The 22,067-nt window shown below is 72.0% G+C and carries 20 protein-coding genes; 17 read left to right on the plus strand and 3 right to left on the minus strand.

Translation table 11 applies throughout. The annotated features are described in order from the left end of the window. Positions 1-28 precede the first annotated feature (28 nt). The 11 genes from ACX6XY_RS07280 (at position 29) to ACX6XY_RS07330 (ending at position 11,031) form a co-directional block, all read left to right on the plus strand. Positions 29-667: a hypothetical protein gene (locus ACX6XY_RS07280; RefSeq protein ID WP_460327677.1), complete on the plus strand. Its 639-nt coding sequence runs from the start codon at positions 29-31 to the stop codon at positions 665-667. A 281-nt stretch (positions 668-948) separates the two neighbouring features. Then, positions 949-1,947: a phage tail protein gene (locus ACX6XY_RS07285; RefSeq protein ID WP_460327680.1), complete on the plus strand. Its 999-nt coding sequence runs from the start codon at positions 949-951 to the stop codon at positions 1,945-1,947. A gap of 70 nt (positions 1,948-2,017) precedes the next feature. Beyond that, the gene (locus ACX6XY_RS07290) at positions 2,018-3,382 is read left to right on the plus strand and encodes a hypothetical protein (protein ID WP_460327683.1); all 1,365 of its coding nucleotides are present in this window, start codon (positions 2,018-2,020) and stop codon (positions 3,380-3,382) included. Between the two features lie 76 nt (positions 3,383-3,458). Next, the gene (locus tag ACX6XY_RS07295) at positions 3,459-4,400 is read left to right on the plus strand and encodes a phage distal tail protein (RefSeq protein ID WP_460327685.1); all 942 of its coding nucleotides are present in this window, start codon (positions 3,459-3,461) and stop codon (positions 4,398-4,400) included. Between the two features lie 244 nt (positions 4,401-4,644). After that, the gene (locus ACX6XY_RS07300) at positions 4,645-5,847 is read left to right on the plus strand and encodes a hypothetical protein (protein ID WP_460327687.1); all 1,203 of its coding nucleotides are present in this window, start codon (positions 4,645-4,647) and stop codon (positions 5,845-5,847) included. Positions 5,848-5,855: 8 nt separating this feature from the next. Continuing rightward, positions 5,856-6,974 (plus strand): hypothetical protein, encoded by a 1,119-nt coding sequence (locus tag ACX6XY_RS07305; RefSeq protein ID WP_460327689.1) that lies wholly within the window; start codon positions 5,856-5,858, stop codon positions 6,972-6,974. Positions 6,975-6,980: 6 nt separating this feature from the next. After that, positions 6,981-7,697 (plus strand): hypothetical protein, encoded by a 717-nt coding sequence (locus ACX6XY_RS07310; RefSeq protein ID WP_460327691.1) that lies wholly within the window; start codon positions 6,981-6,983, stop codon positions 7,695-7,697. 184 nt (positions 7,698-7,881) lie between these two features. Continuing rightward, positions 7,882-9,342: a phage tail protein gene (locus ACX6XY_RS07315; RefSeq protein WP_460327693.1), complete on the plus strand. Its 1,461-nt coding sequence runs from the start codon at positions 7,882-7,884 to the stop codon at positions 9,340-9,342. A gap of 137 nt (positions 9,343-9,479) precedes the next feature. Beyond that, complete coding sequence (locus ACX6XY_RS07320; RefSeq protein ID WP_460327695.1) at positions 9,480-10,403, plus strand: peptidoglycan-binding protein; 924 nt, start codon at positions 9,480-9,482, stop codon at positions 10,401-10,403. 92 nt (positions 10,404-10,495) lie between these two features. After that, entirely contained in the window at positions 10,496-10,771 is a 276-nt protein-coding gene (locus ACX6XY_RS07325) for a hypothetical protein (RefSeq protein WP_460327728.1), read from the plus strand. After that, positions 10,768-11,031, plus strand: a complete 264-nt coding sequence (locus ACX6XY_RS07330) for a hypothetical protein (RefSeq protein ID WP_460327697.1) — start codon at positions 10,768-10,770, stop codon at positions 11,029-11,031. The genes ACX6XY_RS07325 and ACX6XY_RS07330 overlap by 4 nt, the downstream gene beginning before the upstream one ends. Positions 11,032-11,057: 26 nt before the next feature. Here the strand turns inward: ACX6XY_RS07330 and ACX6XY_RS07335 are convergent, their stop codons facing one another. Further along, a complete protein-coding gene (locus ACX6XY_RS07335) occupies positions 11,058-11,774 on the minus strand; it encodes an SGNH/GDSL hydrolase family protein (RefSeq protein ID WP_460327699.1) in 717 nt (238 codons plus the stop codon). Between the two features lie 85 nt (positions 11,775-11,859). On the opposite strand from ACX6XY_RS07335, the gene ACX6XY_RS07340 reads away from it, so the two are divergent. After that, positions 11,860-12,885 carry a TolB-like translocation protein gene (locus tag ACX6XY_RS07340; RefSeq protein ID WP_460327701.1) on the plus strand — a complete coding sequence of 342 codons (1,026 nt, stop codon included), beginning with the start codon at positions 11,860-11,862 and terminating at the stop codon, positions 12,883-12,885. 15 nt (positions 12,886-12,900) lie between these two features. Here ACX6XY_RS07340 and ACX6XY_RS07345 read toward each other — a convergent pair whose 3' ends face one another. Next, a complete protein-coding gene (locus ACX6XY_RS07345; protein WP_460327703.1) occupies positions 12,901-13,323 on the minus strand; it encodes a PPOX class F420-dependent oxidoreductase in 423 nt (140 codons plus the stop codon). Between the two features lie 118 nt (positions 13,324-13,441). On the opposite strand from ACX6XY_RS07345, the gene ACX6XY_RS07350 reads away from it, so the two are divergent. After that, entirely contained in the window at positions 13,442-14,020 is a 579-nt protein-coding gene (locus ACX6XY_RS07350; protein WP_460327705.1) for a hypothetical protein, read from the plus strand. Positions 14,021-14,169: 149 nt separating this feature from the next. On the opposite strand, the gene serC is transcribed toward ACX6XY_RS07350, so the two are convergent. After that, positions 14,170-15,288, minus strand: a complete 1,119-nt coding sequence (gene serC / locus ACX6XY_RS07355) for a phosphoserine transaminase (protein WP_460327706.1) — start codon at positions 15,286-15,288, stop codon at positions 14,170-14,172. Between the two features lie 105 nt (positions 15,289-15,393). Between serC and ACX6XY_RS07360 the strand changes: the two genes are divergently transcribed. The 4 genes from ACX6XY_RS07360 to ACX6XY_RS07375 all read left to right on the plus strand — a co-directional run bounded on the left by ACX6XY_RS07360 (position 15,394) and on the right by ACX6XY_RS07375 (position 22,062). Next, on the plus strand, positions 15,394-18,276 hold the full coding sequence (locus ACX6XY_RS07360; protein ID WP_460327707.1) for an FAD-binding and (Fe-S)-binding domain-containing protein: 2,883 nt from the start codon (positions 15,394-15,396) through the stop codon (positions 18,274-18,276). 184 nt (positions 18,277-18,460) lie between these two features. Next, positions 18,461-19,414 carry an EamA family transporter gene (locus ACX6XY_RS07365; protein WP_460327708.1) on the plus strand — a complete coding sequence of 318 codons (954 nt, stop codon included), beginning with the start codon at positions 18,461-18,463 and terminating at the stop codon, positions 19,412-19,414. Between the two features lie 76 nt (positions 19,415-19,490). Continuing rightward, positions 19,491-20,309, plus strand: a complete 819-nt coding sequence (locus ACX6XY_RS07370; RefSeq protein ID WP_460327709.1) for a TIGR03084 family metal-binding protein — start codon at positions 19,491-19,493, stop codon at positions 20,307-20,309. Further along, positions 20,302-22,062 (plus strand): acyclic terpene utilization AtuA family protein, encoded by a 1,761-nt coding sequence (locus ACX6XY_RS07375; protein WP_460327710.1) that lies wholly within the window; start codon positions 20,302-20,304, stop codon positions 22,060-22,062. The genes ACX6XY_RS07370 and ACX6XY_RS07375 overlap by 8 nt, the downstream gene beginning before the upstream one ends. The last annotated feature ends 5 nt before the right edge of the window (positions 22,063-22,067 follow it).

Consider the following 22,067-nt stretch of genomic DNA (forward strand, 5'->3'; position numbering starts at 1 on the left):
CGACACGTGAAAGATAGAGGTTTATTTAATGGGTAAGAGTGGAGAGATAGAGAAACTCAAAGAGCGCATAAGTGACCTCGAGGAGGCGAGTAAGGAGACGCGTCGAGAGTTTAATGAAAAATCGACCGAGAGTTCCGAGAAAATTGAAGACATAGCCGAAAGTCTTGAGAAGGCTCAAGAGCGGATTCAGGATTTTGATGTAAAAGCCGAATATGGTTATGCGAAGGGTGACTTGGTGGGGGCGGCCGGTGCGATGACAGGTGTCGCCGGCAGCCTTACTGGAGCCGACCTTAGCGCGAAGTTGCTGGACGCAAGTATCAAGCTCAAAAGTTTTGATTTCTCCCTACTGGATTGGTATAAGGAAAGGAGGCAGCGGAGGGAGGATGAGGCAAACGGGCTCACGATAGCTCAAGTAAAACTCACGGCTGAGCGGGCGCAGCGGCAGGCTGACGACGCGCGCGGGATTGCCGTCCGGGCGCATCAGCGCATGGATGGCCTCAGGGGGCAGATGAGGGCTGATCCGCAAGCAGTGCGAAACCGCATAAATAATAATGTGCGTGGACCTGTTGCCTCTGCGGCGAACGCTCCAGCGAGTCTTTCTGAGGCGTCCGCACAAATCAATCAGCTCGACGCACGCATAACAAGTCTGATAAGAGCCTTGGGTTGAACTTTTGGGTGGCGGTGGGCGTCGCCTCGATATATCTTTCATGATTCACAGGGAAGTGATTGGCTGTGTCGCTGAATAGTTCCCTCAGGCGGGCCTCTGGCTCGTTGCGGCAGTTTAAAGCCGCGTCCGGTGTGGCTGATAGGGCTGTTACCGGGTTTGGGCGGAAGGCCGGTGTTGCTGATAAGAATGTTGGCAAGATAAAGACCGGGCTTAAGCAGAGTAATAAAGAATTGAAGACTATGAAGCGGGCGGCCGATCAGGCCGCCCGTTCTGTTTCCAAGGTGGGGAAGCAGGCCGTCAAGGGCGGTCCGCAGATGGGGCGGTTCCAGCGGGGGCTTAAGAAGGCCACCGGGGGGTTCAAGGCGCTCAACAAGGAGATGAAGGGGAACATCTTCGGGCTGCTGCTGTCGCTGCTCACCCCCGTCATCGAGAAGATCGTGGCGATGATGACGCGGTCGAAGACGATGCAGAAGATCATGAAGAAGGTCTTCTCAGTCGTCGGCAAGGTCATCAAGAAGGCCATGAAGATCATCGGTCCGATTCTGAAGACCCTGGGGAAGGTCTTCAAGAAGGTCTTCAACGGGATCAAGAAGGCCGTGACGGTGGTCGTGAAGGTCATCGTCAAGGTGGTGAAGACCTACTTCGCCATCTGGAAGAAGATCATCACCACCGCCTTCAAGGTCGTGCGCAAGGTGATCGGCGCCGTGATGAGCGGCATCAAGAAGGTCATCAGTCCGGTCGTGAACTGGATCAGGGACAAGATCCCCGCGGCGTTCCGCAAGGTCTCCGACAAGATGAAGGCCATCTGGAACAAGCTGTCCGGGATCGCCAAGGGCGCGTTCGACGGCGTGAAGAACGCGGTGAAGGGGCCGATCAACGCCGTCATCGGGCTCATCAACCGCGCCATCAGCAGCCTCAACGGCATCAGCGTGTCCATCCCCGGCTGGGTGCCACTGGTCGGCGGCAAGACCTTCGGGGTGAATCTGCCCCCCATCCCCAAGCTCGCCGAGGGCGGCGTCGTCACCCCGCGCTCGGGCGGTGTGCCCGCGATCCTCGCCGAGGCCGGGGAGTCGGAGGCCGTACTGCCGCTGTCCAAGCTGGAGTCGCTGCTCAGCCGGACCGCCGCCGAGGCCAGGCAGCCCGTCGGGGCCGGTGCGTACGTGGGCGGCGGGGCGGTCAGCGCGAGTGGGTTCCATATCGAGCACTACTACGCCACCGAGGTCAGCGACCCGCAGGACACCGCCGAGGCGCTGCTGTTCCTCGCCAAGGCCCGTGGCTAGGCCCGCGGCTGGGACCGCGGTCGGCGGCAGCCGTACGTACCGGTGGCGTCACGAGAGGAGGTGACCAGGCATGAGCATCGCCATGCTCGCCCAGGCCGGGCCCGGATTCCGGATGTTCGGCGGGGCGCTCGCCCAGGTCAACCGCCGTCTCGCCGCGGACCGGCGGGGCATCGCCGCCGCCGCCCGCGCGGCCGGGGGCCTGCGGGGCGCGTCCGCGCAGGCCCAGCGCGAGATGCGCAAGCTCGGACCCGCCAGCCAGCCAAGTGGCCAGGCGCTGCTGGGCCTTGGGCGGAAAAGCGCCGCCGCCCGGCCGCAGGTGGACCGGGGGCGGCTCAAGTTCAAGGCGGCCAACCGGGAGATCAAGCGGCTCAAGCGCCAGTCGACGACCGCGGCCCTGCTGGTCAAGGTGAACGGCAAGGGCGCGGGGACGACGACCAAGCTCAGCAAGGTGTTCGGGCGGGTCAGCAAGCTCGGCGCCGGGGTGATGAAGCTCGTCAACACCGTGATGAAGGCGAACCCTTGGGGCCTGGTGCTCGGGTTGATCACGCCGCTGATCGCGTACCTGGTCGACCTGGCCGTGCAGTCCAAGACCGGCCAGAAGATCATTCAGACGGTCACCGCCGTGACCATGAAGACCGTGCAGACGATCGCCAAGGTGATCATGCCGGTGGTCACGGCCGTGGCGAAGATCGCCATCGCCTACGTCCAGGGCTATCTCAAGGTCATCTCGACGGTCGTGAAGTGGATCGTCCGGATGGTACGGGACCCGATGGCGGCCATCCAGCGTCTGGTGGGCAGCTTCGGCGGCGCGCTGCGGCGCACCGCCGACTCGGTGTTCGGCGGGGTCAAACGCGTGGTCACCGGCGCACTGGACTGGCTCACCAGCAAGCCGCGCCAGATGTTCCAGGACGTGCTGGGCGCGATGCGCTCGTCCCTGGGCGCCATCGGGGACTTCATCACCACCGGTCTCCAGATGGTGATGAACGTGATGAAGGCGCCGCTCAACGGCCTGATCGGCTTCGCGAACTGGGTGATCGACGGGCTGAACAGCCTGAGCTTCTCGATCCTCGGCAAGAAGTTCGGCGTCGACATCGACAAGATCCCCCTGCTGGCCGAAGGCGGTGTCGTACGGCCACGGCGCGGCGGTGTGCCCGCGGTCCTGGCCGAGGCCGGGGAGGCGGAGGCCGTCTTTCCGCTGCCCGACCTCCAGCGGCTGATGGACACCACGGCGCGGCACGCCGCCGCGACCCGTGCCGCCGGCGGCTACCTGGAGCACTACACCGAGCCCGCGGAGCGGGGCGCTCACGGGGTCGCCGAGGACCTGCTCTTCCTCGCCCGAGTCGGCGGACCGGCGGACCCGACGGACCCGGCGGGCGTGCCGGGCGTGCCGGGCGCGTCGGGCGTGCCGGGCGTGGCCACAGGGGCGGTCCGATGAGCAGGATCCGAGCCAGGGCAACCAGGGCAACCAGGGCAGAGCCCCAGGTCAGAACCAGGAAGGTGATGACACCACGATGATCGATACCTCACAACAGAACACGGACCAGACGCCTCCCGGCTCACTGATCACCCGCGACGGGCAGATCCAGTGGGCCGGACTGCTGTTCGGCCCCGGCACCCCGTACCAGATCGGGGCCAAGGGCATCACCGGCTGGGACGACCTGCCGGGGCTGGACACCGCGGACGTGTCCCGCCCCGACCAGCACGGCGCATGGGCGGGCGCCCGCTGGGCGAAGCCCCGTACCGTCGGCGCCTCGGTGTGGCTGCTGCCCGACTCCCCGGACCAAGCCGGGGACGCCATGCGGAAGTTCCGCGCCGCGACCGGCCTGGCCTCCGGCGAGGCGTGGCTCGCGGTGCGGCTGCACGGCGAGACGCTCGCCTGCCGCGCGCGGGTCAGCCGCCGCGTCATCCCGCAGGACCGCGGCTATGTCACCCAGGGCGCGGCCAAGTCCAGCCTGCAGTGGATCGCCACCGACCCGCGCCGCTTCGAGCCGCAGCGGCGTCAGGCCAGCGTCAGCCTGCCCACGCCGGAGGCCGGTCTCGCCTGGGAAGCGCCCGGCGGCGCCGTCAAGGGCCTGGAGTGGCCCCTGGACTGGGGCGCGGCCGGGCAGACCGGCACGGTCGACGTGGTCAACGACGGCTCCGCCGCCGCGCATCCGGTGATCGAGCTGCGCGGCCCGGTGCAGCGCCCGATGCTGACCCGGCTGACCGACGGCCGCCGACTCCACTACGACATCGCCCTCGGCCAGGGCGATGTGCTGACCGTGGACACGCTCGCCGGAACCGTGGTGCTCAACGGCACCGCGTCCCGGCTCTACACGGCGATGCCGGGCTCCGCCCCGGAACAGCTCTTCCAGCTCGAACCGGGCGCCACGCCCCTGGTGTTCCGCTCCGCCGACACCACGCCCGACCCGCGCGCCTCGGCCACGGTGCGCTGGCGCAACGCCCACTGGTGAGCCCGGCTCACGGCCGCGATCACGACCCGGTTCACGGCCGCGATCACGGCCCGGTTCACGCCCCGGCTCATGGCCCGGTTCACGCCCCGGCTCATGGCCCGGTTCACGCCCCGGCTCATGGCCCGGTTCGCGGCCCGGCCCATGGCCCGGTTCACCGCCCGCACCGCATTCACCGCCCGCACCTCATCGACCGCATTCACCACCCGCACCGCATCCACCGCACGACGCACTGGAGGACGACGACATGCCCGTACGCAGCGCATGGCTGATCAACCGCACCGACACCACCACAGGCCAGTCCCGCACCGACACCCGGCTGACCCCCGTCGGCACGATGTCCCCGCAGGGTTCCCTCGCGTCGCGGGACGGCGTGATCCCTGGTTCCTCCACCGGCGAGTGGGTCATGGACGGCCTGTACGTGTACGGCCAAGAGGCCGGGATGACCGCCAGCATCGCTCCTGGCCGGGCGATCATCCAGAGCTTCGAGACGGCCGGGGCCTACCCGGTCGTGCTCACCGACTACACCTCGCTCACGCTGGCCGACGGCGACCCGGCCAATCCGCGCGTCGACGTGGTCGTCGCACGGATCTACGACGCGCAGCACGACTCATCCGGCCGCACCGAGGCCGTGCTGGAGGTGGTGCAGGGCGTCCCCGCCGCCGACCCGCAGCCCCCCGCGACGCCGAAGGGCGCGATCGCGCTGGCCGAGGTGAAGGTGCAGGCGGGCGCCTCGGTGGGCACCCAAGGCATCGACTGGGACAACGCGGTCTTCGACCGCCGCCGCCCGACCGTGGCCGTGGGCGGGGTGATCCCGCAGAGCTGGGGCGACTCGTTCGACGGCGCCTATCCGGGCCAGTACCGCGACACCGGGGGCCACCTGGAGCGCTGGGACGGCGCGACCTGGCAGCCGTACGCCCGCCAGCTCGGCGGCATCGCCCCGGAAGGCGAGCTGGCGGCCGGGCAGTACGTGGGCCAGTACCGCGACGACGACGGCCGCCTGGAGCGCTGGGACGGCACGGTGTGGCGGCTGGCGGCGCCCGGCCCGGTCTTCGCATTCCACAACGACGGCGGCGACTGGGACAAGACCACCTGGACGGAGAGCGGCCTCGCCGGCACCACGGGGCCGACCGTCACCGCCACCTTCACCGCACCGGCCTCCGGCGGGGTGATCGTCGCCCTCGGGTTCTACGGGCGCGGCGGCGCCGACACCGGCTACGCGGAGATGTCGTGCCGTATCCGTCAGAGCGGCACCCTGGTCGTGGACGTGCACGGAGACCGGTCGGCGCGCTCAAGGGGCCTCAGGGACTCCTCGGTGAGCACGCAGTTCCGGGTGACCGGTCTGAAGCCCGGTACGGAGTACACCGCGACCCTCGCCTATCGCTCGTCCGGGGCCGGGGAGAAGTGCTGGTTCGACAACCGGTTCATCCGCGTCGACCCGATGCAGTGAGGCGGCCGATGAAGACGACCCAGACGTCGGCTCCGGCGGGCGCGACCTACCGGGCGCTGTTCTGCGATCTGCGCACCGACCAGATCGTGGACGTACTGCCCCTGACCGAAGCGAAGTTCGACGACTACATCGGCAAACCCGGCTCGCTGACCGCCACCGTCCCGCTGCCGAACGCGGACCTCGCGCGCCGGGCGCGCGCCGCGCTGCTGCCCGGCCGCACCGCGGTGTGGCTGGAGCGGAACGGCGACATCTGGTGGGGCGGCGTCCTGTGGACCTGCACGCCTTCATCCGACCAACAGGGCCGGATGAAGGCGCAGTTCCAGGCCGCGACCTTCGACTCGTACCTCGATCACCGGGTGCTGTCGGCCAGCATGTCCGGCACCGCGACCGACCAGTTCGACATCGTACGGCTGCTGATCGAGCATGTGCGGGAGCAGCCCGGCGGGGACATCGGGATCAGCGTGGGCAGTGAAGTGTCCGGTGTGCGCCGGGACTTCGGCTACGGCTACACCGCGCTGGCGCGCGTGCGGGAGCTGCTGGACAAGCTGGCCCGGCTGGACGACGGATTCGAGTGGCGGGTCCACTGCTTCCGGGACGGGCAGGGGCGTCGGGTCAAGCGGCTCCAGCTCGGGCATCCGCGGATCGTCACCGGCCACACCGAGATCGTGCTGAGCCATCCGGGGCCGGTGCTCTCGTACAGCCTGCCGTCGGACTCCACCGTGCAGGCCAACGTGTGGATCGCGCGCGGGGAGTCCGCCAACAGCGACCAGTCGCAGGGGTCGGTTCCGTTGACCGTGCGGCATGTCGACACGGACGACATCGCGGGCGGCTGGCCCCGGCTGGAGGCCAGCTCGGACCACAGTTCCGTCAAGGACGAGGACACCCTGCACTCGCTGGCACGGGCCGAACTGGCCCGGCACCGCAGGCCGGAGACCATCCCCCGGATCACCGTACGGCTCGACGGCAGCGTCACCCCGGCGCTGCTTGGCGCGCGGCTGCGGCTGCGCGTCAACGACCTGTGGCACCCGGAGGGCGCCAGCGGCGGGTACCGGATCGTCGGCCTCTCGGTCGCTCCGCCGCAGCGCACCAAGCCCGAGACCGCCACGCTCTATCTCGAAGGAAGGTGACCGGCCGTGGCGATCATCCCGACCGACCTGCTGGACCGCATCCGCGCGCTGGAACGCCAGGTCCGCGACCTGATGGGCAGCGCCAACACCGCGCCGCCGATGAACGAGATCAGCGGCGGCGACGTCGTCATCGGCGACGGCGGAACCCTGCGGGTCCGCACGGACCTGGGCGAGGACCTGTTCTACCTCGGGCAGGTCCAGCCCGACCGTGCGGACGGCAGCCCGCAACAGGGCCTGGTGGTACGGCGCGACGACGGCACCCTGGCCCTGACCGTGTGGACCGGCACGCCGGACACGCTGCCGGTGCAGCCGGTGCAGATCCTGGACCGGCAGGGCAACGTCGTCGTCGCCGACGACGCGGAGCGGTACGGCCTGGCCCGGCCGTATGTGCCCTATCCGCTGCCCGCTCCGGTGGACCGCGCCGCGCGCTGGGAGTCCACCGGGTCCACCGCCTGGACCACCCTCTACGAGGGCCCCGGCCTGGCTCAGCATCCCCAGCTGCACTGCCGGATCGCGGCGGACGGCAGCGCGGGGGCGGAGCTGCGGCTGCTCGTCAACGGCGTGGCGGTCGGCCCGGTCGGCGGCCCGGACGGCCTGGAGTTCACCGCACCGCTCGGCGAGGACTTCGGGGCGCTGGTGACCTTCGCGGTGCAGGCGAGGGTGGCCGCGGCCGGTGACACCGTCCGGTGCCGCCCGATGGCGCTGTACGGCGTCCAGTCCTGACCCCGGCGGCGGGCCGCCCGCCGTGACTCGCCCGGCGGCGGCCCGCCCCGCGGTGACTCGCCCGGCGGCGGCCCGCCTCTGGCCCTCAGCTGCCCGCCCCCGGCTCCCCGCTGCCCGCCTCTGGCCCTCAGCTGCCCGCACGCCGGGCCCACCCCACTTACCGACTGCCCGAGGAGAATCCTTCGTGCTGCCTGAAACCATCCCCACCGTCACCGTCACGGCGTGGTATCTGACGCCTGACGGTCGCCCCATGACCGGCTCGGTCGAGTTCCGGCCGCCCGCGATGCTGACCCACGCCGACGCCGATGTGATGCTGGGCGGCCCGACGATCGCCCGGCTCGACGAGGAGGGCCGGATCAGCGTCGTCCTGCCCGCGACCGACGCCGACGGCTGGAACCCCACCGAGTGGACGTACACCGTCAGAGAGCGGCTCGCCGGTGTGACACCGCCGCGCGGCTACCAGATCGTGCTGCCCGCGGCCCAGCCCACCGTCGACCTCGCGGACGTGGCCCCCGTCGACCCGGCTGCCGCCGACTATGTCGCGGTGCCCGGTCCGCCCGGTGAGCCGGGCGAGCCGGGGCCCGCCGGTCCGGCCGGTGAGCCCGGCCTGGTCACATCGGTCAACGGGGTCTCCCAGCCCGAGATCACGCTGACCGCCGCAGACGTGGCCGCCGTGCCCCAGGCGTCGGTGGGCGTCGCGGGCGGGGTGGCCGCGCTCGGCCCGGACGGCATCGTGCCCGTCGCCCAGCTTCCCGCCGGGACCGGAGACGGCGTCTCCTCGGTCAACGGCCAGACCGGGGCCGTCTCGCTCGCCGCCGCCGATGTCGGCGCGCTGGACCAGGCGACCGGCGACGCCCGCTATCTGGCCGTCGACGGCTCGCCGGTGAAGTCCGTCAACGGCCTGACCGGTGCGGTGGAGCTGACCGCGGCGAGCGTGGGCGCCGCCGACCAGGCAGAGGTGGTGACGCTGACCGGACCGCAGACCATCGAGAGCGCGAAGGTCTTCACCACACCGCCGTTCGCCACGGCCGCCCCGAGCAACCCCGACCATCTGACGCGTAAGAGCTATGTGGACGCGGTCTCGGCGGCGGGCACCTGGTCGCCGTCCGCGCTCGGGTTCGCGGGCTGGTCCTTCGACCCCGCCACCACGGACGCCACCACGGCGCAGTACTGCATCAACGGCTGGCTCTACCTCATCGGCATCCCGCTGCACGCACCGACCACCGTCCGGAACGTGGTGTTCTACGTGGCCGGTTACGCGGGCGGCGGGGCGCTCAGCAGCTCCTCCTACGCCGGTCTCTACACCGACGCGGGCGAGCGGGTCGGCACCACCGCGTCCCTGGACACCCTGATCCTCGCCACCGAAGGCGAGACCGTCGTCTGCCCGCTGGACGCGCCGTACGCCGCGCAGCCCGGCCACTACTGGGTCGCGCTGCTGGTCAACGGCCCCAACCCGAAGACCGATGGCCCCGGCTTCATGCGCGGTGCGAGCGTCGGCAACTGGCCGGGCGGCAGCGCCCGGATGCCGGGGGCGTTCATCCGGCACGGACGGCTGTCCAGCACCGGGCAGACCTCCCTGCCGGTCTCGTTCAACCCGTCGTCGGTGGTGGACGACTCCAACGCCGTCTGGGCCGCGCTGTCCTGACACGGCCCCGCCCGCTCTCACCTCTCCTTTCTCACCTCTCACTCTGTTCCACCCGTGCCCTGTGCCGCGCTTCACGTCGCGCTCTCCGCGTGCCGTGTCGCGCGGCACAGGGCCTTTCCCGTCTGGAGGCCCTGTCCATGGCCAAACCCCTGACCGCCGAGCAGCTGCTCGCCGCGCTGCGCCAGGAAGGCGTACGCGTGGTCGAGCACGGCTCCTGGCGTACGCACAACCGCAACCACAAGGGCTCCTGGGGCCCGATCAACGGGGTGATGATCCACCACACGGTGACCAGCGGCACGGACGCCACCGTCCGGATCTGCCGCGACGGCTACTCCGGCCTGCCCGGACCCCTGTGCCACGGCGTCATCGCCAAGGACGGCACCGTCCACCTGATCAGCGACGGCCGCGCCAACCACGCGGGAAGCGGCGACGACGACGTACTGGCCGCCGTCATCCGGGAGGACGACAGCCTTCCGGCGGCGAACTCGAACAACACCGACGGCAACGCCCGCTTCTACGGCTTCGAGTGTGTCAACCTCGGGGACGGCGACGACCCGTGGCCCGCCGCGCAACTGGAGGCGATCGAGCGGGCGTCGGCGGCGATCTGCCGCGCGTACGGCTGGAACGCGGAGAGTGTCATCGGCCACAAGGAGTGGCAGGTCGGCAAGGTCGACCCGCGTGGATTCTCCATGGAGGGCCTGCGCGAGCGGATCGCCGAGCGCCTCGGCGGGAGCCCCGCCAAGCGCCCCGCCAAGCGCCCCGCCGAGAAGCCCTCCGCCATTCCGGCGAGCCGTCCCGGCGGCGGGACGCGCCATCAGCCGTTCCCCGGCGCGGCGTGGTTCCGCCGCGAGCCGCGGTCGGCCGTCGTCACCGCGATGGGCGAGCGGCTCGTCGCCGAGGGCTGCTCGGCCTACGCCGTCGGTCCGGGCCCGCAGTGGACGCACGCCGACCGCCGTTCCTACGCCAAGTGGCAGCACAAGCTCGGCTACCGCGGCGCGGACGCCGACGGCTGGCCCGGCCGTACGTCGTGGGAGGCGCTCAAGGTGCCGTACGCGGACTGACCTCAGCCCGACCTCAGCCCGACCTCAGCCTGACCTCAGCTGACAGGCGTGAAGCCGATGGCATGCATGACACCGATGAACGGAAGGCCACCTTGTCCGAAGCCACCACCCGTACTCTCCGAACCCTCCTACAGACCGCTGTCGGCCTCGCCGTCGTCCTGCCTTCGGCGGTCGAGGCCTCCGGCCTCCCCGCCACCCTGCCCTGGGTCGCCGGGGCGCTGACCGCCGCAGGCGCCCTGACCCGTGTCATGGCGCTGCCAGGTGTGCAGGCGCTGCTGCCCCGCTGGCTGCGGCTGCCTACGGACGTGCCGCCAGCACAGCGGCGTACGCCGACGGACCCGGCGGGCCGGGAAGGGGGCGGCGCATGAGCGAGCGCGAACCGGATGTTCCGGCAGCGGTCGCGCTGGAACTGGAGCGCCTGCGAGGCGCCGTCGAGGCCGGGTTCACTCGGGTCGACGGCTCCCTGGCGCTGCTGGTCCAGCGCAGCGACCAGATAGACAAACAACTCGACGACCATGAGGCCCGGCTCGACTCGCTGGAGCGGTCCCGCTGGCCGCTGGCCAGCGTCACCGCCCTGGCGGCGATCTCCGGAGTCATGCTGACGGCCTGGCAACTCGCCGGGAACTAGCGGCCGCTAGCCGGAACTAGCCGGAACTAGCGGCCGGGAGCGGCCGGGAGGGCACTCGCGCCGCGGGTGCCCTCCCGGTACGGCGCTCCCACCCCCCACGCCTGGTACATCGCGTCGGCGAAGGCCCCGGCCAGCTTGTGTTCGCCGGAGGGGGCGGGGTGGGTGCCGTCGTAGGTGTCGTAGTGGATGTCGTACGTGGGCGGGACCGAGGCCAGGAGGATCGGGGACCGGTCGGTGTCCAGGTCGGCGACCGCCTTGGCGAGGAGCTCGTTGAAGCGGGCGACGGACGCGGCGAAGGGCTCGTCCTGTTCGGCGCGGATATTGGGGATCACCGGGAGGATGACGATGGCCGCCTCCGGGTTCGCCGCGCGGGCCTCGGCGATGAAGCGGCGGGCGTTCGCGGCGGTCTGCTCGGCGTTCGTGTAGAAGCCCAGGTCTATCAGGCCGAGGGATACCAGGATCACGTCCGCCTTGGCGGCGGCGACGGCCTCGCGAATCTGCGGGGCCAGGTGCAGCCAGCCCTCGCCCCAGCCCGCCAGGTGGCGGCGCGGGAAGTCGGGTTCGGCGTAGTCGTACGAGAGCGGGGCGTCGGCCGCCTTGTCGTAGAGCGCCTCGCGCGGTCCGACGATACGGAACGGGCCGCCGAAGGAGGCGCACAGGTGCTGCCACATGCGGTAGCGCCAGGTGTACTCACCCGCGCTGCCGATGGTCATCGAGTCACCGACGAAAAGGAACCTGAGCATCCGGTCATCATCGCCGATGGGCGCGTACGTCTGCGATGTGAGTCTGAGCACGGGGGAGCGGGGCCGGTGGTGGCAGGGTGGGGGTATGCGTTCGGGAGCCAGGGTGAGTGCGGTCGGTACGGTGAGTGTCGTGGTCGGGGTCGTCGGCGCCCTGGCGGTGGGCGGGACCGCGGGTGCGGTCGCCGACGAGGGGCGGGACGGCTTCACCGTCGAGGACCCGAGGATCGTCGAGTCGAGCGGGCTGGCCGCGAGCCGCGCCCACCCCGGCGTGTACTGGACGCACAACGACAGCGACGACGGGCCCTACCTGTACGCGGTCGACGGCGAGAGCGGCGAGACGGTCGCCACGGTCACCCTGCGCGGGATCGGGGAACCGCGCGACGTGGAGGCGATCTCGATCGGGCCGGACGGCGACCTGTACGTGGGCGACATCGGGGACAACCAGGGCGGCGCCTGGCCGCACGTGTGGATCTACCGCCTGCCCGAGCCCAAGGAGCTCCGGGACGTGACCGTGACCGCCACGCAGTACGTCGTGCAGTACGAGGGCGGCGCGCGGGACGCCGAGTCGCTGATGGTGCACCCGAAGACCGGACGGGTCTACATCGCGGACAAGAAGAAGCAGGGCGGCGGGCTGTTCGCGGGACCGGAGAAGCTCTCCGCCTCCGGGACGAACACGTTCCGGCGGGTGTCGGACGTCGACCTGTGGGCCACGGACGGGGCCTTCTCGCCGGACGGCGAACGGCTGGTGCTGCGCGGCTACTTCAAGGCCAGGTCGTACGCCTGGCGGGACGGCGGCATCAGCGGCGGCGGCGAGCCGCTGAGCCTGCCGTTCCAACGGCAGGGCGAGTCCGTGACGTTCACGCCCGACGGCGGGACGCTGCTGTACGGGTCCGAGGGCGAGCGGAGCCGGGTGCGGGCCGTCCCGGTCGAGGGCAAGGAGAACCCGGCAGCCTCCGGAGGCGGGGCGGAGCAGGACGAGGGCGGTTCGGCCGGTGCGCGCGGTGAGGACGGCGAGGACGGCGACAGCCCGAGCTTCGCGCTGGGCGCGGTCGTCCTCGCGGTCGCCTTCGGCGTGACGTTCGGGCTGAAGCGGCTGCTGCGGCGTAAGTGAGCCACGGGGCGTGACTCATTCGCCCAGAGCGCGCACCTCGTAGTGCAGCGTCTTGTCCCGCTTCACCTTGTGCACGAGCGGTACGACGAATCCGTGCAGGAACGGATGCTTGCGGGCGATCATCTCGGCCGCGTGCTTGCTCTCCGGGCTGTCCCGGTCGAGCAGCCGCACCCGCGCCTTGATCTCGGGGCCGGTCGGCGCGCCGCGCAGGGTGGAGGGCGCGATCTCCACCTCGGGGTTGTTCCGCATCCGCTTGACCTTCCAGGCCTTGGCGTAGGTGCGGATGTACGCGTGGTCGCCCTCCACCGCGATGTTCACCGGGGTGCCGACGCCGCTGCCGTCTCGCTTGTGGCTGGTGAGCAGGACGGTGTACTGCTTCACGAAGGGCGCGAGCGCCGCGCTCTCGGGGCCGCCCGACGGGGTGTCTGGTGTCGTCATGTCCTCCAGTCACGCACGGCCGTGGTGTCGTGGCACTCCCGCTTTCCGCCCGCCTGGGGGTTATTCGTCCGTTTGGGTGAGCGCGCCGCCGGTCCGCCCGCCTCGTAAGATCGACATCGTGACGGTCAGCGGAGAAGCCAACGGACAGGTAGCCGAGGACGGCCGGTACGAGTGGGCGCATCACCCCCGGACCGTATGGCTCCAGGCGGGGCCGCTCGGCCTGTTCGGCGCGGCCGCGTTCGCGGGCATCGGCGGCGGGATGGCCAACGGGGACGACTTCTCCACGGCGGGCGTTGTCCTGTGCGCGGTCGTGGGCGGTCTGCTGGGCGCGCTGCTCGCCGGCGGAACCGCCTACCACCTGGCCGCCGCGCGCATGGAACTCAAGAGCGGCGTGCTGCGGGCCTCGACCAGCCAGAAGAAGGTCACCGTCCCCCTGAGCGCCATCGTCTACGCGGGCCGTGCGGAGTTCAGCCGGGCGAACCGGTGGCGGCTGTCGCGGTTGAACATCGTCGTGGAGCGCGGCCCCGGCATCGAGCTGGTCGGCCGCGACGGGACGTACATCACCGTCAGCACGCCCCACGCCGACGCCGTGTTCCAGGCCTTCGTCCAGCAGGGCCTGCACCCGGACGCGCTACGCCGCCCCTTCCCGTCCCAGACGGTCTCGGCCAAGCCCCCGGCCCACCGCGAGCCACGCTGACTGACGTTCCTCCGCGTCCCGGCACGGGCGTCCCGGCTGGCCCTGGGTGACCGTGACGTCGCGTTGGAATCCCTGGTCCGCGGGCAGCACCGAAAGCGCCCCCAGCCGAGGGGCTGGGAGCGCTTGCCGGGACAGCGGGAGGCGGGTGCCTACAGCTGCTCGATGACGTAGTCGACGCACTTGGTGAGCGCCTCGACGTCGGACGGCTCGATCGCCGGGAACATCGCGACGCGAAGCTGGTTGCGGCCCAGCTTGCGGTAGGGCTCGGTGTCGACGATGCCGTTGGCGCGCAGCGTCTTGGCGACCGCGGCCGCGTCGATCTCGTCCGCGAAGTCGATCGTGCCGATGACCTGCGAGCGCTGCGCCGGGTCCGTCACGAACGGCGTCGCGTACTTGGAGTCCTCGGCCCAGCCGTACAGCCGTGCGGAGGAGTCCTTGGTGCGCGCGGTGGACCAGGCCAGGCCGCCCTGGCCGTTGAGCCAGTCCAGCTGCTCGGCGAGCAGGAAGAGCGTGGCGAGCGCCGGGGTGTTGTACGTCTGGTTCTTGCGGGAGTTGTCGATCGCCGTGGGCAGGCTGAAGAACTCCGGGATGTGGCGGCCGCTCGCGTGGATCCGCTCGGCGCGCTCGATCGCGGCGGGCGAGAACACGCCGAGCCAGAGCCCGCCGTCCGAGGCGAAGGACTTCTGCGGGGCGAAGTAGTAGACGTCGGTCTCGGCGATGTCGACCGGCAGGCCGCCCGCGCCGGATGTGGCGTCCACCAGGACCAGGGAGCCCTCGTCCGCGCCCGCGACCCGCTTGAGGGGGGCGGCGACGCCGGTGGAGGTCTCGTTGTGGGTGTACGCGTAGACGTCGACGCCCGCCTCGGCCCGCGGCAGCGGGTGGGTGCCGGGCTCGCTGCTGATCAGCGTCGGCTCGGCCAGCCAGGGCGCGAGCTTCGCGGCCTTGGCGAACTTGGAGGAGAACTCGCCGAACGTGAGGTGCTGCGACTTGTTCTCGATCAGACCGTGGGTCGCGATGTCCCAGAACGCGGTGGAGCCGCCGTTGCCGAGGACCACCTCATAGCCCTCGGGGAGCTGGAAGAGGTCGCGTACGCCGTCCCGTACGCGGCCGACCAGGTCCTTGACCGGGGCCTGGCGGTGGGACGTGCCGAGCAGGGAGGCGCCGGTGGCGGCCAGGGCCGCCAGCGCCTCCGTGCGCACCTTGGAGGGGCCCGCGCCGAAACGGCCGTCGGCGGGCTTGATGTCAGCGGGAATCCGGATCTCAGCCACGCAAGGAGGGTAGCCCGTCCGGCTCGCGGGGCGGACGAGCCGTCCGTCCGGTGAGACACGGGGTTGAGACGGGAGCATCTCGGACGGACCGGGCATGCTGAGCCCATGGCTGAGCGCATGAGGGATCTCGACAGCGATCCGGGCGAGGGTGAACTGGGCCGGGCACTGCGCGCGGGCGTGCGCGGGGAAGTGGACTTCTCCGTGACCGCGCGGGCGCTGCACACCATGGACGCGTCCAACTACCGCCGGGTGCCCAGGGCCGTGGTTGCGCCGAAGGACGCCGACGACGTGGCGGCGGCGCTCGCGGCGTGCCGTGAGCACGGCGTGCCGGTGGTGGCGCGCGGCGCGGGCACGTCGATCGCGGGCCAGGCCACCGGCGCCGGCGTCGTACTCGACTTCACCCGGCATATGCGCCGGATCGTGGGTCTGGACGCCGAGGCGCGCACCGCCGTCGTGCAGCCGGGCGTGATCCTCGACGACCTGCGCGCCGCCGCGGCCCGGCACGGGCTGACGTTCGGGCCCGACCCGTCCACGCACAGCCGCTGCACGCTCGGCGGGATGATCGGCAACAACTCCTGTGGCTCGCACTCCGTCGCCTGGGGCACCACGGCCGACAACGTCCGCGAGCTGTCCGTCCTCACCTACGGCGGCGGCGAGCTCCGTTTGGGCCAGGGCTGGCAGGGCGCGCCGGACGGCCTCAAGGCCCTGGTGGACGGTGAGCTGAAGCTGTTGCGCACCGGCTTCCCCGAGCTGCCCCGCCGGATCTCCGGGTATGCCCTGGACGCCCTGCTTCCCGAGCGCGGCGCCGACGTCGCCCGCGCCTTCTGCGGCAGCGAGGGCACCCTCGGGGTGCTCACCGAGGCGACCGTACGCCTGGTCGACGCGCCCCGCGCCCGCGCGCTCGCCGTACTCGGCTACCCGGACGAGAGCGCGGCCGCCGAGGCGGCGGCCGGGCTGCTGCCGCACGGGCCGCTGACCGTGGAGGGCATGGCGGCCGACCTCGTACGGGACGCGCAGGGCCTGCCGCGCGGCGGGGCCTGGCTGTTCGTGGAGACCGGCGGCGCGACGCCCGCCGAGGCCCGCGCCCGCGCGGAGGCGATCGCCCGCGCGTCGGACGCGCTGGACACCGTGACCGTCACCGACCCGGCCGGGCAGCGCGCCCTGTGGCGGGTACGCGAGGACGCGTCCGGCACCGCGACCCGGATGCCGGACGGCAGCGAGGCCTGGCCGGGCTGGGAGGACTGCGCGGTGCCGCCCGCCCGGCTCGGCGGGTATCTCCGGGACTTCCGCGCCCTGCTCGCCGAACACGGCCTGCGCGGCACCCCGTACGGCCACTTCGGCGACGGCTGCATCCACGTGCGCATCGACTTCGACCTGCTGACCGAGCCGGGCGTGGCCCGCTTCCGGCGGTTCTCGGAGGATCTCGCCGCGCTCGTCGTCGCGCACGGCGGCTCGCTCTCCGGCGAACACGGCGACGGCCAGGCGCGCGCCGAGCTGCTCCCCAGGATGTACGGGCCCGAGCTGGTCCGCGTGTTCGAGCGCGCCAAGGCGCTCTGGGACCCGGACGGCGGCCTCAACCCCGGCATGCTGGTCCGCCCGGACCCGCTGGACGCCAACCTGCGGTTCGCGGTGCTCCCGCGCGAGCCGGTGGACGTCGCCTTCGGGTATCCGCACGACGGGGGCGACTTCTCGGCGGCGGTCCGCCGCTGCGTGGGCGTCGCCAAGTGCCGTACGGCGTCGGTGTCCGGCGCGGGCGTGATGTGCCCGTCGTTCCGGGCCACGGGCGAGGAGGAGCACTCCACGCGGGGGCGGGCCCGGCTGCTGCACGAGATGCTCGCGGGCGAGGCGGGCGGCGTCGTCACCGACGGCTGGCGGTCGACCGAGGTGCGGGACGCGCTGGATCTGTGCCTCTCCTGTAAGGGATGCAGATCCGACTGCCCGGTCGGCGTCGACATGGCCACCTACAAGGCGGAGTTCCTGCACCACCACTACGCGGGCCGCCGCCGTCCCCCGGCCCACTACTCGATGGGCCGCCTCCCGCGCTGGCTGCGCCTCGCGGCCCCCTACGCGCGCGTGCTGAACGCCGCGGCACGCGTGCCGCCGCTCGCCGCGCTCGCCAAGCGCGTCGGCGGGATCGCCCCCGAGCGGGACATCCCGCGCCTCGCGCCCCGGACGCTGCGCCGCTGGTTCGCCGGGCGCCCACGCGCGCGTACCCAGCCGCGCGCACCGCGCGCCGCCCAGTCCGGCCGGACGGTCGTCCTCTGGCCCGACACCTTCACCGACCACCTCTCGCCCTCAGTCGGCCAGGCCGCCGTACGGGTGCTGGAAGCCGCGGGCCTCACCGTCGTACTCCCCCCGAAGGGCGTGTGCTGCGGCCTGACGTACGTCTCGACCGGTCAGCTGGACCAGGCGCGCACCGTCATGCGCCGCACTCTGGCCGCCCTGGACGGCCTCGACCCCGACACGCCCCTGGTCGTCCTGGAGCCGAGCTGCGCCGCCGCGCTCAAGACCGACCTGCCGGAACTGCTCGGCCCCGGCGACCTGCGCGCCCAGCGCCTGGCCACCGCGGTCCGCACCTTCGCCCAGACCCTGGAGGAGTACGCACCCGACTGGACCCCGCCCCGCGTCGACCGCCCCGCCGTCGGCCAGACCCACTGCCACCAGCACGCGGTCCTGGGCGACGCCGCCGAACGCCGCCTGCGCGAGCAGGCGGGCCTCACGGGTGAGCTGAGCGGCGGCTGCTGCGGGCTCGCCGGGAACTTCGGATTCGAGGCCGGGCACTACGAGGTGTCGGTCGCCTGCGCCGAGGAGCAGCTTCTGCCGTCGGTGCGCGACGCCCCCGAGGGCGCGGCGGTGCTGGCGGACGGGTTCTCCTGCCGTACGCAGCTGGAACAGCTGGCCGGCCGGCCCGGTCGGCACCTGGCGGAGGTCCTCGCGGACGCGCTGGACGACCGAACGACCGAACGACCTGACAACCGAATGCCCTGACGAGCGAACGCTCTGAGGGGCGCATACCGAAGGGTCATATGCCGTAAGCGTCGAATGTCCTCAATATGGGACGCCTATGCGCGCCCTGGGCCGCTCTCGTAACCTGCAAAAGGAGAAGACGGGACTGACTGTGGTCCAATATCTTCCACCGATAGGTACTTCACCATGAACTAAGGGCGGTCCCGTGAACACATCCGCGCAGCCAGAGTCGTCCCCGGCCGCGGCGGCCGTCGGTGCGAAGGCCGCACGACCCGAGGCGGCCGGGTCCGCACGGCGGCGGGGGTCGCTCGGGCCGGTCGGACTGGTGCTCGCGGGCGGGTTCTCGGTGCAGTTCGGCGCCGCCGTCGCGGTGACGCTGATGCCGCGCGCCGGGGTCGTCGGCATCGTCACCCTGCGCCTCGTCGCCGCCGCCGTGGTGCTCCTGCTCATCTGCCGCCCCAGGCTGCGCGGGCACTCGCGTGCCGACTGGGGCACGGTCGTCGCCTTCGGCGTGGTGCTGGCCGCCATGAACGCGTTCATCTACCAGGCCATCGACCGCATCCCGCTCGGCCCGGCCGTCACGCTTGAGGTGCTCGGCCCGCTCGCGCTGTCCGTCTTCGTCTCGCGCCGCGCCGTCAACGTGGTGTGGGCCGCGCTGGCGCTCGGCGGGGTCTTCCTGCTCAGCGGCGGCCACTCGGGCGGCTTCGACGGGCTCGATCCGGTGGGCGCGGCGTTCGCGCTCGGCGCGGGGGTCATGTGGGCCGCGTACATCGTCTTCAGCGCCAAGACCGGGCGGCGCTTCCCGCAGGCGGACGGGCTCGCGCTGGCCATGGCGATCGGGGCGCTGCTGATATTGCCGTTCGGTGCGATCGAGGCCGGGGGGAAGCTGCTGGACCCGACCATCCTGGCGCTCGGGGCCGCCGTCGCCGTGCTGTCCTCCGTGCTGCCGTACACGCTGGAGCTGCTCGCGCTGCGCAGGATGCCCGCGTCGACGTTCGCGGTCCTGATGAGTCTGGAGCCCGCGATGGCGGCCGGGGCGGGATTCCTGATCCTGAGTCAGGCGCTGTCCGCGACCGACGCGCTGGCGATCGCGCTGGTCGTCGTGGCGAGCATGGGTGCGGTGCGGACTCAGGCGGGTGCCGGAGCGAGGCGTAAATAATCCAAGCACGCTTGATTGTTTCTCTGGGCGCTGTCATGCTCGCGGACACACCGACGTCCCGTGAGGGGAGCGCGCCGTGTCCGACCCCGTGCCCGTGTTCGACGATCTGCGTGACGAGGGCGAGGAACTCGACCTTGCCGTGAGCGGGTTGAGCCAGTCGCAGTGGTCCTGGCCCAGCAGCGCGGAAGGCTGGACGATCGCCCACCAGATCGCCCATCTCGCCTGGACGGACCGGGCCGCGCTGCTCGCCGCCACCGAGCCGGATGCCTTCGCCGAGGAGGCCGAGAAGGCCCTGGCCGCCCCCGACTCGTTCGTCGACGCGGCCGCCGACGAGGGCGCGGCCCTGCCGCCCGCCGCCCTGCTCGCCCACTGGCGCGACGGCCGCGCGGAGCTGCTGGGGGTGCTGCGCGCCGCGCCGCCCGGCACCCGCATCCCCTGGTACGGGCCCCCGATGGGGGCCGCGGCGATGGCCACCGCGCGGCTGATGGAGACCTGGGCGCACGGCCAGGACATCGCCGACGGCCTCGGGACGCGCCGCGCACCCACCGCCCGACTGCGGCATGTGGCGCGGATCGGCGTCCGTGCGCGGGACTACGCCTTCGGGGTACGGGGGCTGCCGACGCCCGGCGAGGAGTTCCGGGTCGAGCTCGACGGCGCCGACGGCGAGGTCTGGGCGTACGGGCCCGAGGACGCCGCCCAGCGCGTCACCGGACCCGCGTACGACTTCTGCCTCCTGGTGACCCGGCGGGCGCACCGCGCGGACCTGGCGGTACGGGCCGAGGGCGCGGACGCGGACCGCTGGCTGGACATCGCCCAGGCCTTCGCGGGCCCGCCGGGCAAGGGACGGGAACCGAAGCAAGGGACCCCTGGGGAGGCGGGGACCCCCGGTGAGTGAGGGCGTGCGGCCGGGCGTGGGGCCGCTGCGGATCGGGAGCGCCTCCGGCTTCTACGGCGACCGCTTCGACGCCCTGCGCGAGATGCTCACCGGCGGGCCGCTCGACGTCCTCACCGGCGACTACCTCGCCGAACTGACCATGCTCATCCTGGGACGCGACCGGCTGCGCGACGCGGACCTCGGGTACGCCAAGACCTTCCTGCGGCAGCTGGAGGAGTGCCTGGCGCTGGCGTGCGAGCGCGGTGTGCGCGTCGTCGCCAACGCGGGCGGCCTCAACCCGGCCGGACTCGCCGCCGAGATCCGCGACCTGGCCGAGCGAGTCGGCGTGCCGGTGCGGGTCGCGCACGTGGAGGGCGACGACCTACTCGCGCGCGGAGGCTGGGGCGACGGCGTCCTCACCGCCAACGCCTACCTCGGCGGCGGCGGCATCACCGCGTGCCTGCGCGCCGGGGCCGACGTCGTGGTCACCGGGCGGGTCACGGACGCGGCGCTGGTCAGCGGGCCCGCGGCGTGGTGGTTCGACTGGCCGCCCGACGCGTACGACCGGCTCGCGGGCGCCGTGGTCGCCGGGCACGTCCTGGAGTGCGGGACACAGGCGACGGGCGGCAACTACGCCTTCTTCACGGAGCACATGGAGCACGCGAGCCGCGCGGAGCACGCGAGCCGTGCGGGCGACGTGCTCCGCCGCCCCGGCTTCCCGCTCGCCGAGGTGTACGAGGACGGGTCCAGCGTCATCACCAAACACCCCGGCACCGGCGGCGTCGTCGACACCGGCACCGTCACCGCGCAGCTCCTGTACGAGACGGGCCCCGCCCGGTACGCGGGCCCCGACGTCACGGCCCGCCTCGACACCGTACGGCTCACCGGGGACGGCGAGCACCGGGTGCGGATCGAGGGCGTACGGGGCGAACCCCCGCCGCCCGCGCTCAAGGTCGGGCTCAACCGGCTGGGCGGCTGGCGCAACGAGGTCGTGTTCGTGCTCACCGGGCTCGACATCGAGGCCAAGGCGGCGCTGGTGCGGGCCCAGTTGGAGGACGCGCTGAGCAAGTCCCGCCCGGCCGAGACGCGGTGGGAGCTGGCCCGCACCGACCGGCCGGACGCGGCCACCGAGGAGACCGCGAGCGCGCTGCTGCGGCTCGTCGTCCGCGACCCCGAACAGCGGGTAGCGGGGCGCGCGGTGAGCGGCGCGGCGATCGAACTGGCGCTCGGCAGCTATCCCGGCTTCCATGTGACGGCCCCGCCGGGCAAGGGGACGCCGTACGGGGTCTTCGAGGCGGCGTACGTCGAGCGGGACTCGGTGCCGCACACGGCGGTGCTGCCGGACGGGCGGCGGGTCGTGCCGCCAGGACCGCCGCGCACGCGCCCGCTCGACGCGGTGCCGGAGCCGCCGCTGCCGCCGCCGCTGCCGTCCATGGCGGCCACCCGCCGGGTTCCGCTGGGCCGGGTCGCCGGGGCCCGCAGCGGCGACAAGGGCGGGGACGCCAACGTCGGTGTGTGGGTGCGGTCGGACGAGGCGTGGCGGTGGCTCGCGCACACGCTGACCGTGGACCTCTTCCGCGAACTCCTGCCGGAGACGGCCCCCTTGCCGGTGACCCGGCACGCCCTGCCGAACCTGCGCGCGCTGAACTTCGTGGTCGAAGGGCTGCTGGGCGAGGGCGTGGCCGCCCAGGCGCGCTTCGACCCGCAGGCGAAGGCGGTGGGGGAGTGGCTGCGGGCGCGGGAGGTCGAGGTGCCGGTGGGGTTGCTGCCGTGAGGTGT

The organism is Streptomyces sp. O3 (assembly GCF_054788135.1).

Excerpts from the sequence above, each read along its gene's own strand:
- ACX6XY_RS07280 (WP_460327677.1), top strand. The coding sequence starts at position 29 with ATGGGTAAGAGTGGAGAGATAGAGAAACTCAAAGAGCGCATAAGTGAC.
- ACX6XY_RS07290 (WP_460327683.1), top strand. The coding sequence starts at position 2,018 with ATGAGCATCGCCATGCTCGCCCAGGCCGGGCCCGGATTCCGGATGTTC.
- ACX6XY_RS07295 (WP_460327685.1), top strand. The coding sequence starts at position 3,459 with ATGATCGATACCTCACAACAGAACACGGACCAGACGCCTCCCGGCTCA.
- ACX6XY_RS07300 (WP_460327687.1), top strand. The coding sequence starts at position 4,645 with ATGCCCGTACGCAGCGCATGGCTGATCAACCGCACCGACACCACCACA.
- ACX6XY_RS07305 (WP_460327689.1), top strand. The coding sequence starts at position 5,856 with ATGAAGACGACCCAGACGTCGGCTCCGGCGGGCGCGACCTACCGGGCG.
- ACX6XY_RS07320 (WP_460327695.1), top strand. The coding sequence starts at position 9,480 with ATGGCCAAACCCCTGACCGCCGAGCAGCTGCTCGCCGCGCTGCGCCAG.
- ACX6XY_RS07330 (WP_460327697.1), top strand. The coding sequence starts at position 10,768 with ATGAGCGAGCGCGAACCGGATGTTCCGGCAGCGGTCGCGCTGGAACTG.
- ACX6XY_RS07335 (WP_460327699.1), bottom strand. The coding sequence starts at position 11,774 with ATGCTCAGGTTCCTTTTCGTCGGTGACTCGATGACCATCGGCAGCGCG.
- ACX6XY_RS07340 (WP_460327701.1), top strand. The coding sequence starts at position 11,860 with ATGCGTTCGGGAGCCAGGGTGAGTGCGGTCGGTACGGTGAGTGTCGTG.
- ACX6XY_RS07345 (WP_460327703.1), bottom strand. The coding sequence starts at position 13,323 with ATGACGACACCAGACACCCCGTCGGGCGGCCCCGAGAGCGCGGCGCTC.
- ACX6XY_RS07360 (WP_460327707.1), top strand. The coding sequence starts at position 15,394 with ATGGCTGAGCGCATGAGGGATCTCGACAGCGATCCGGGCGAGGGTGAA.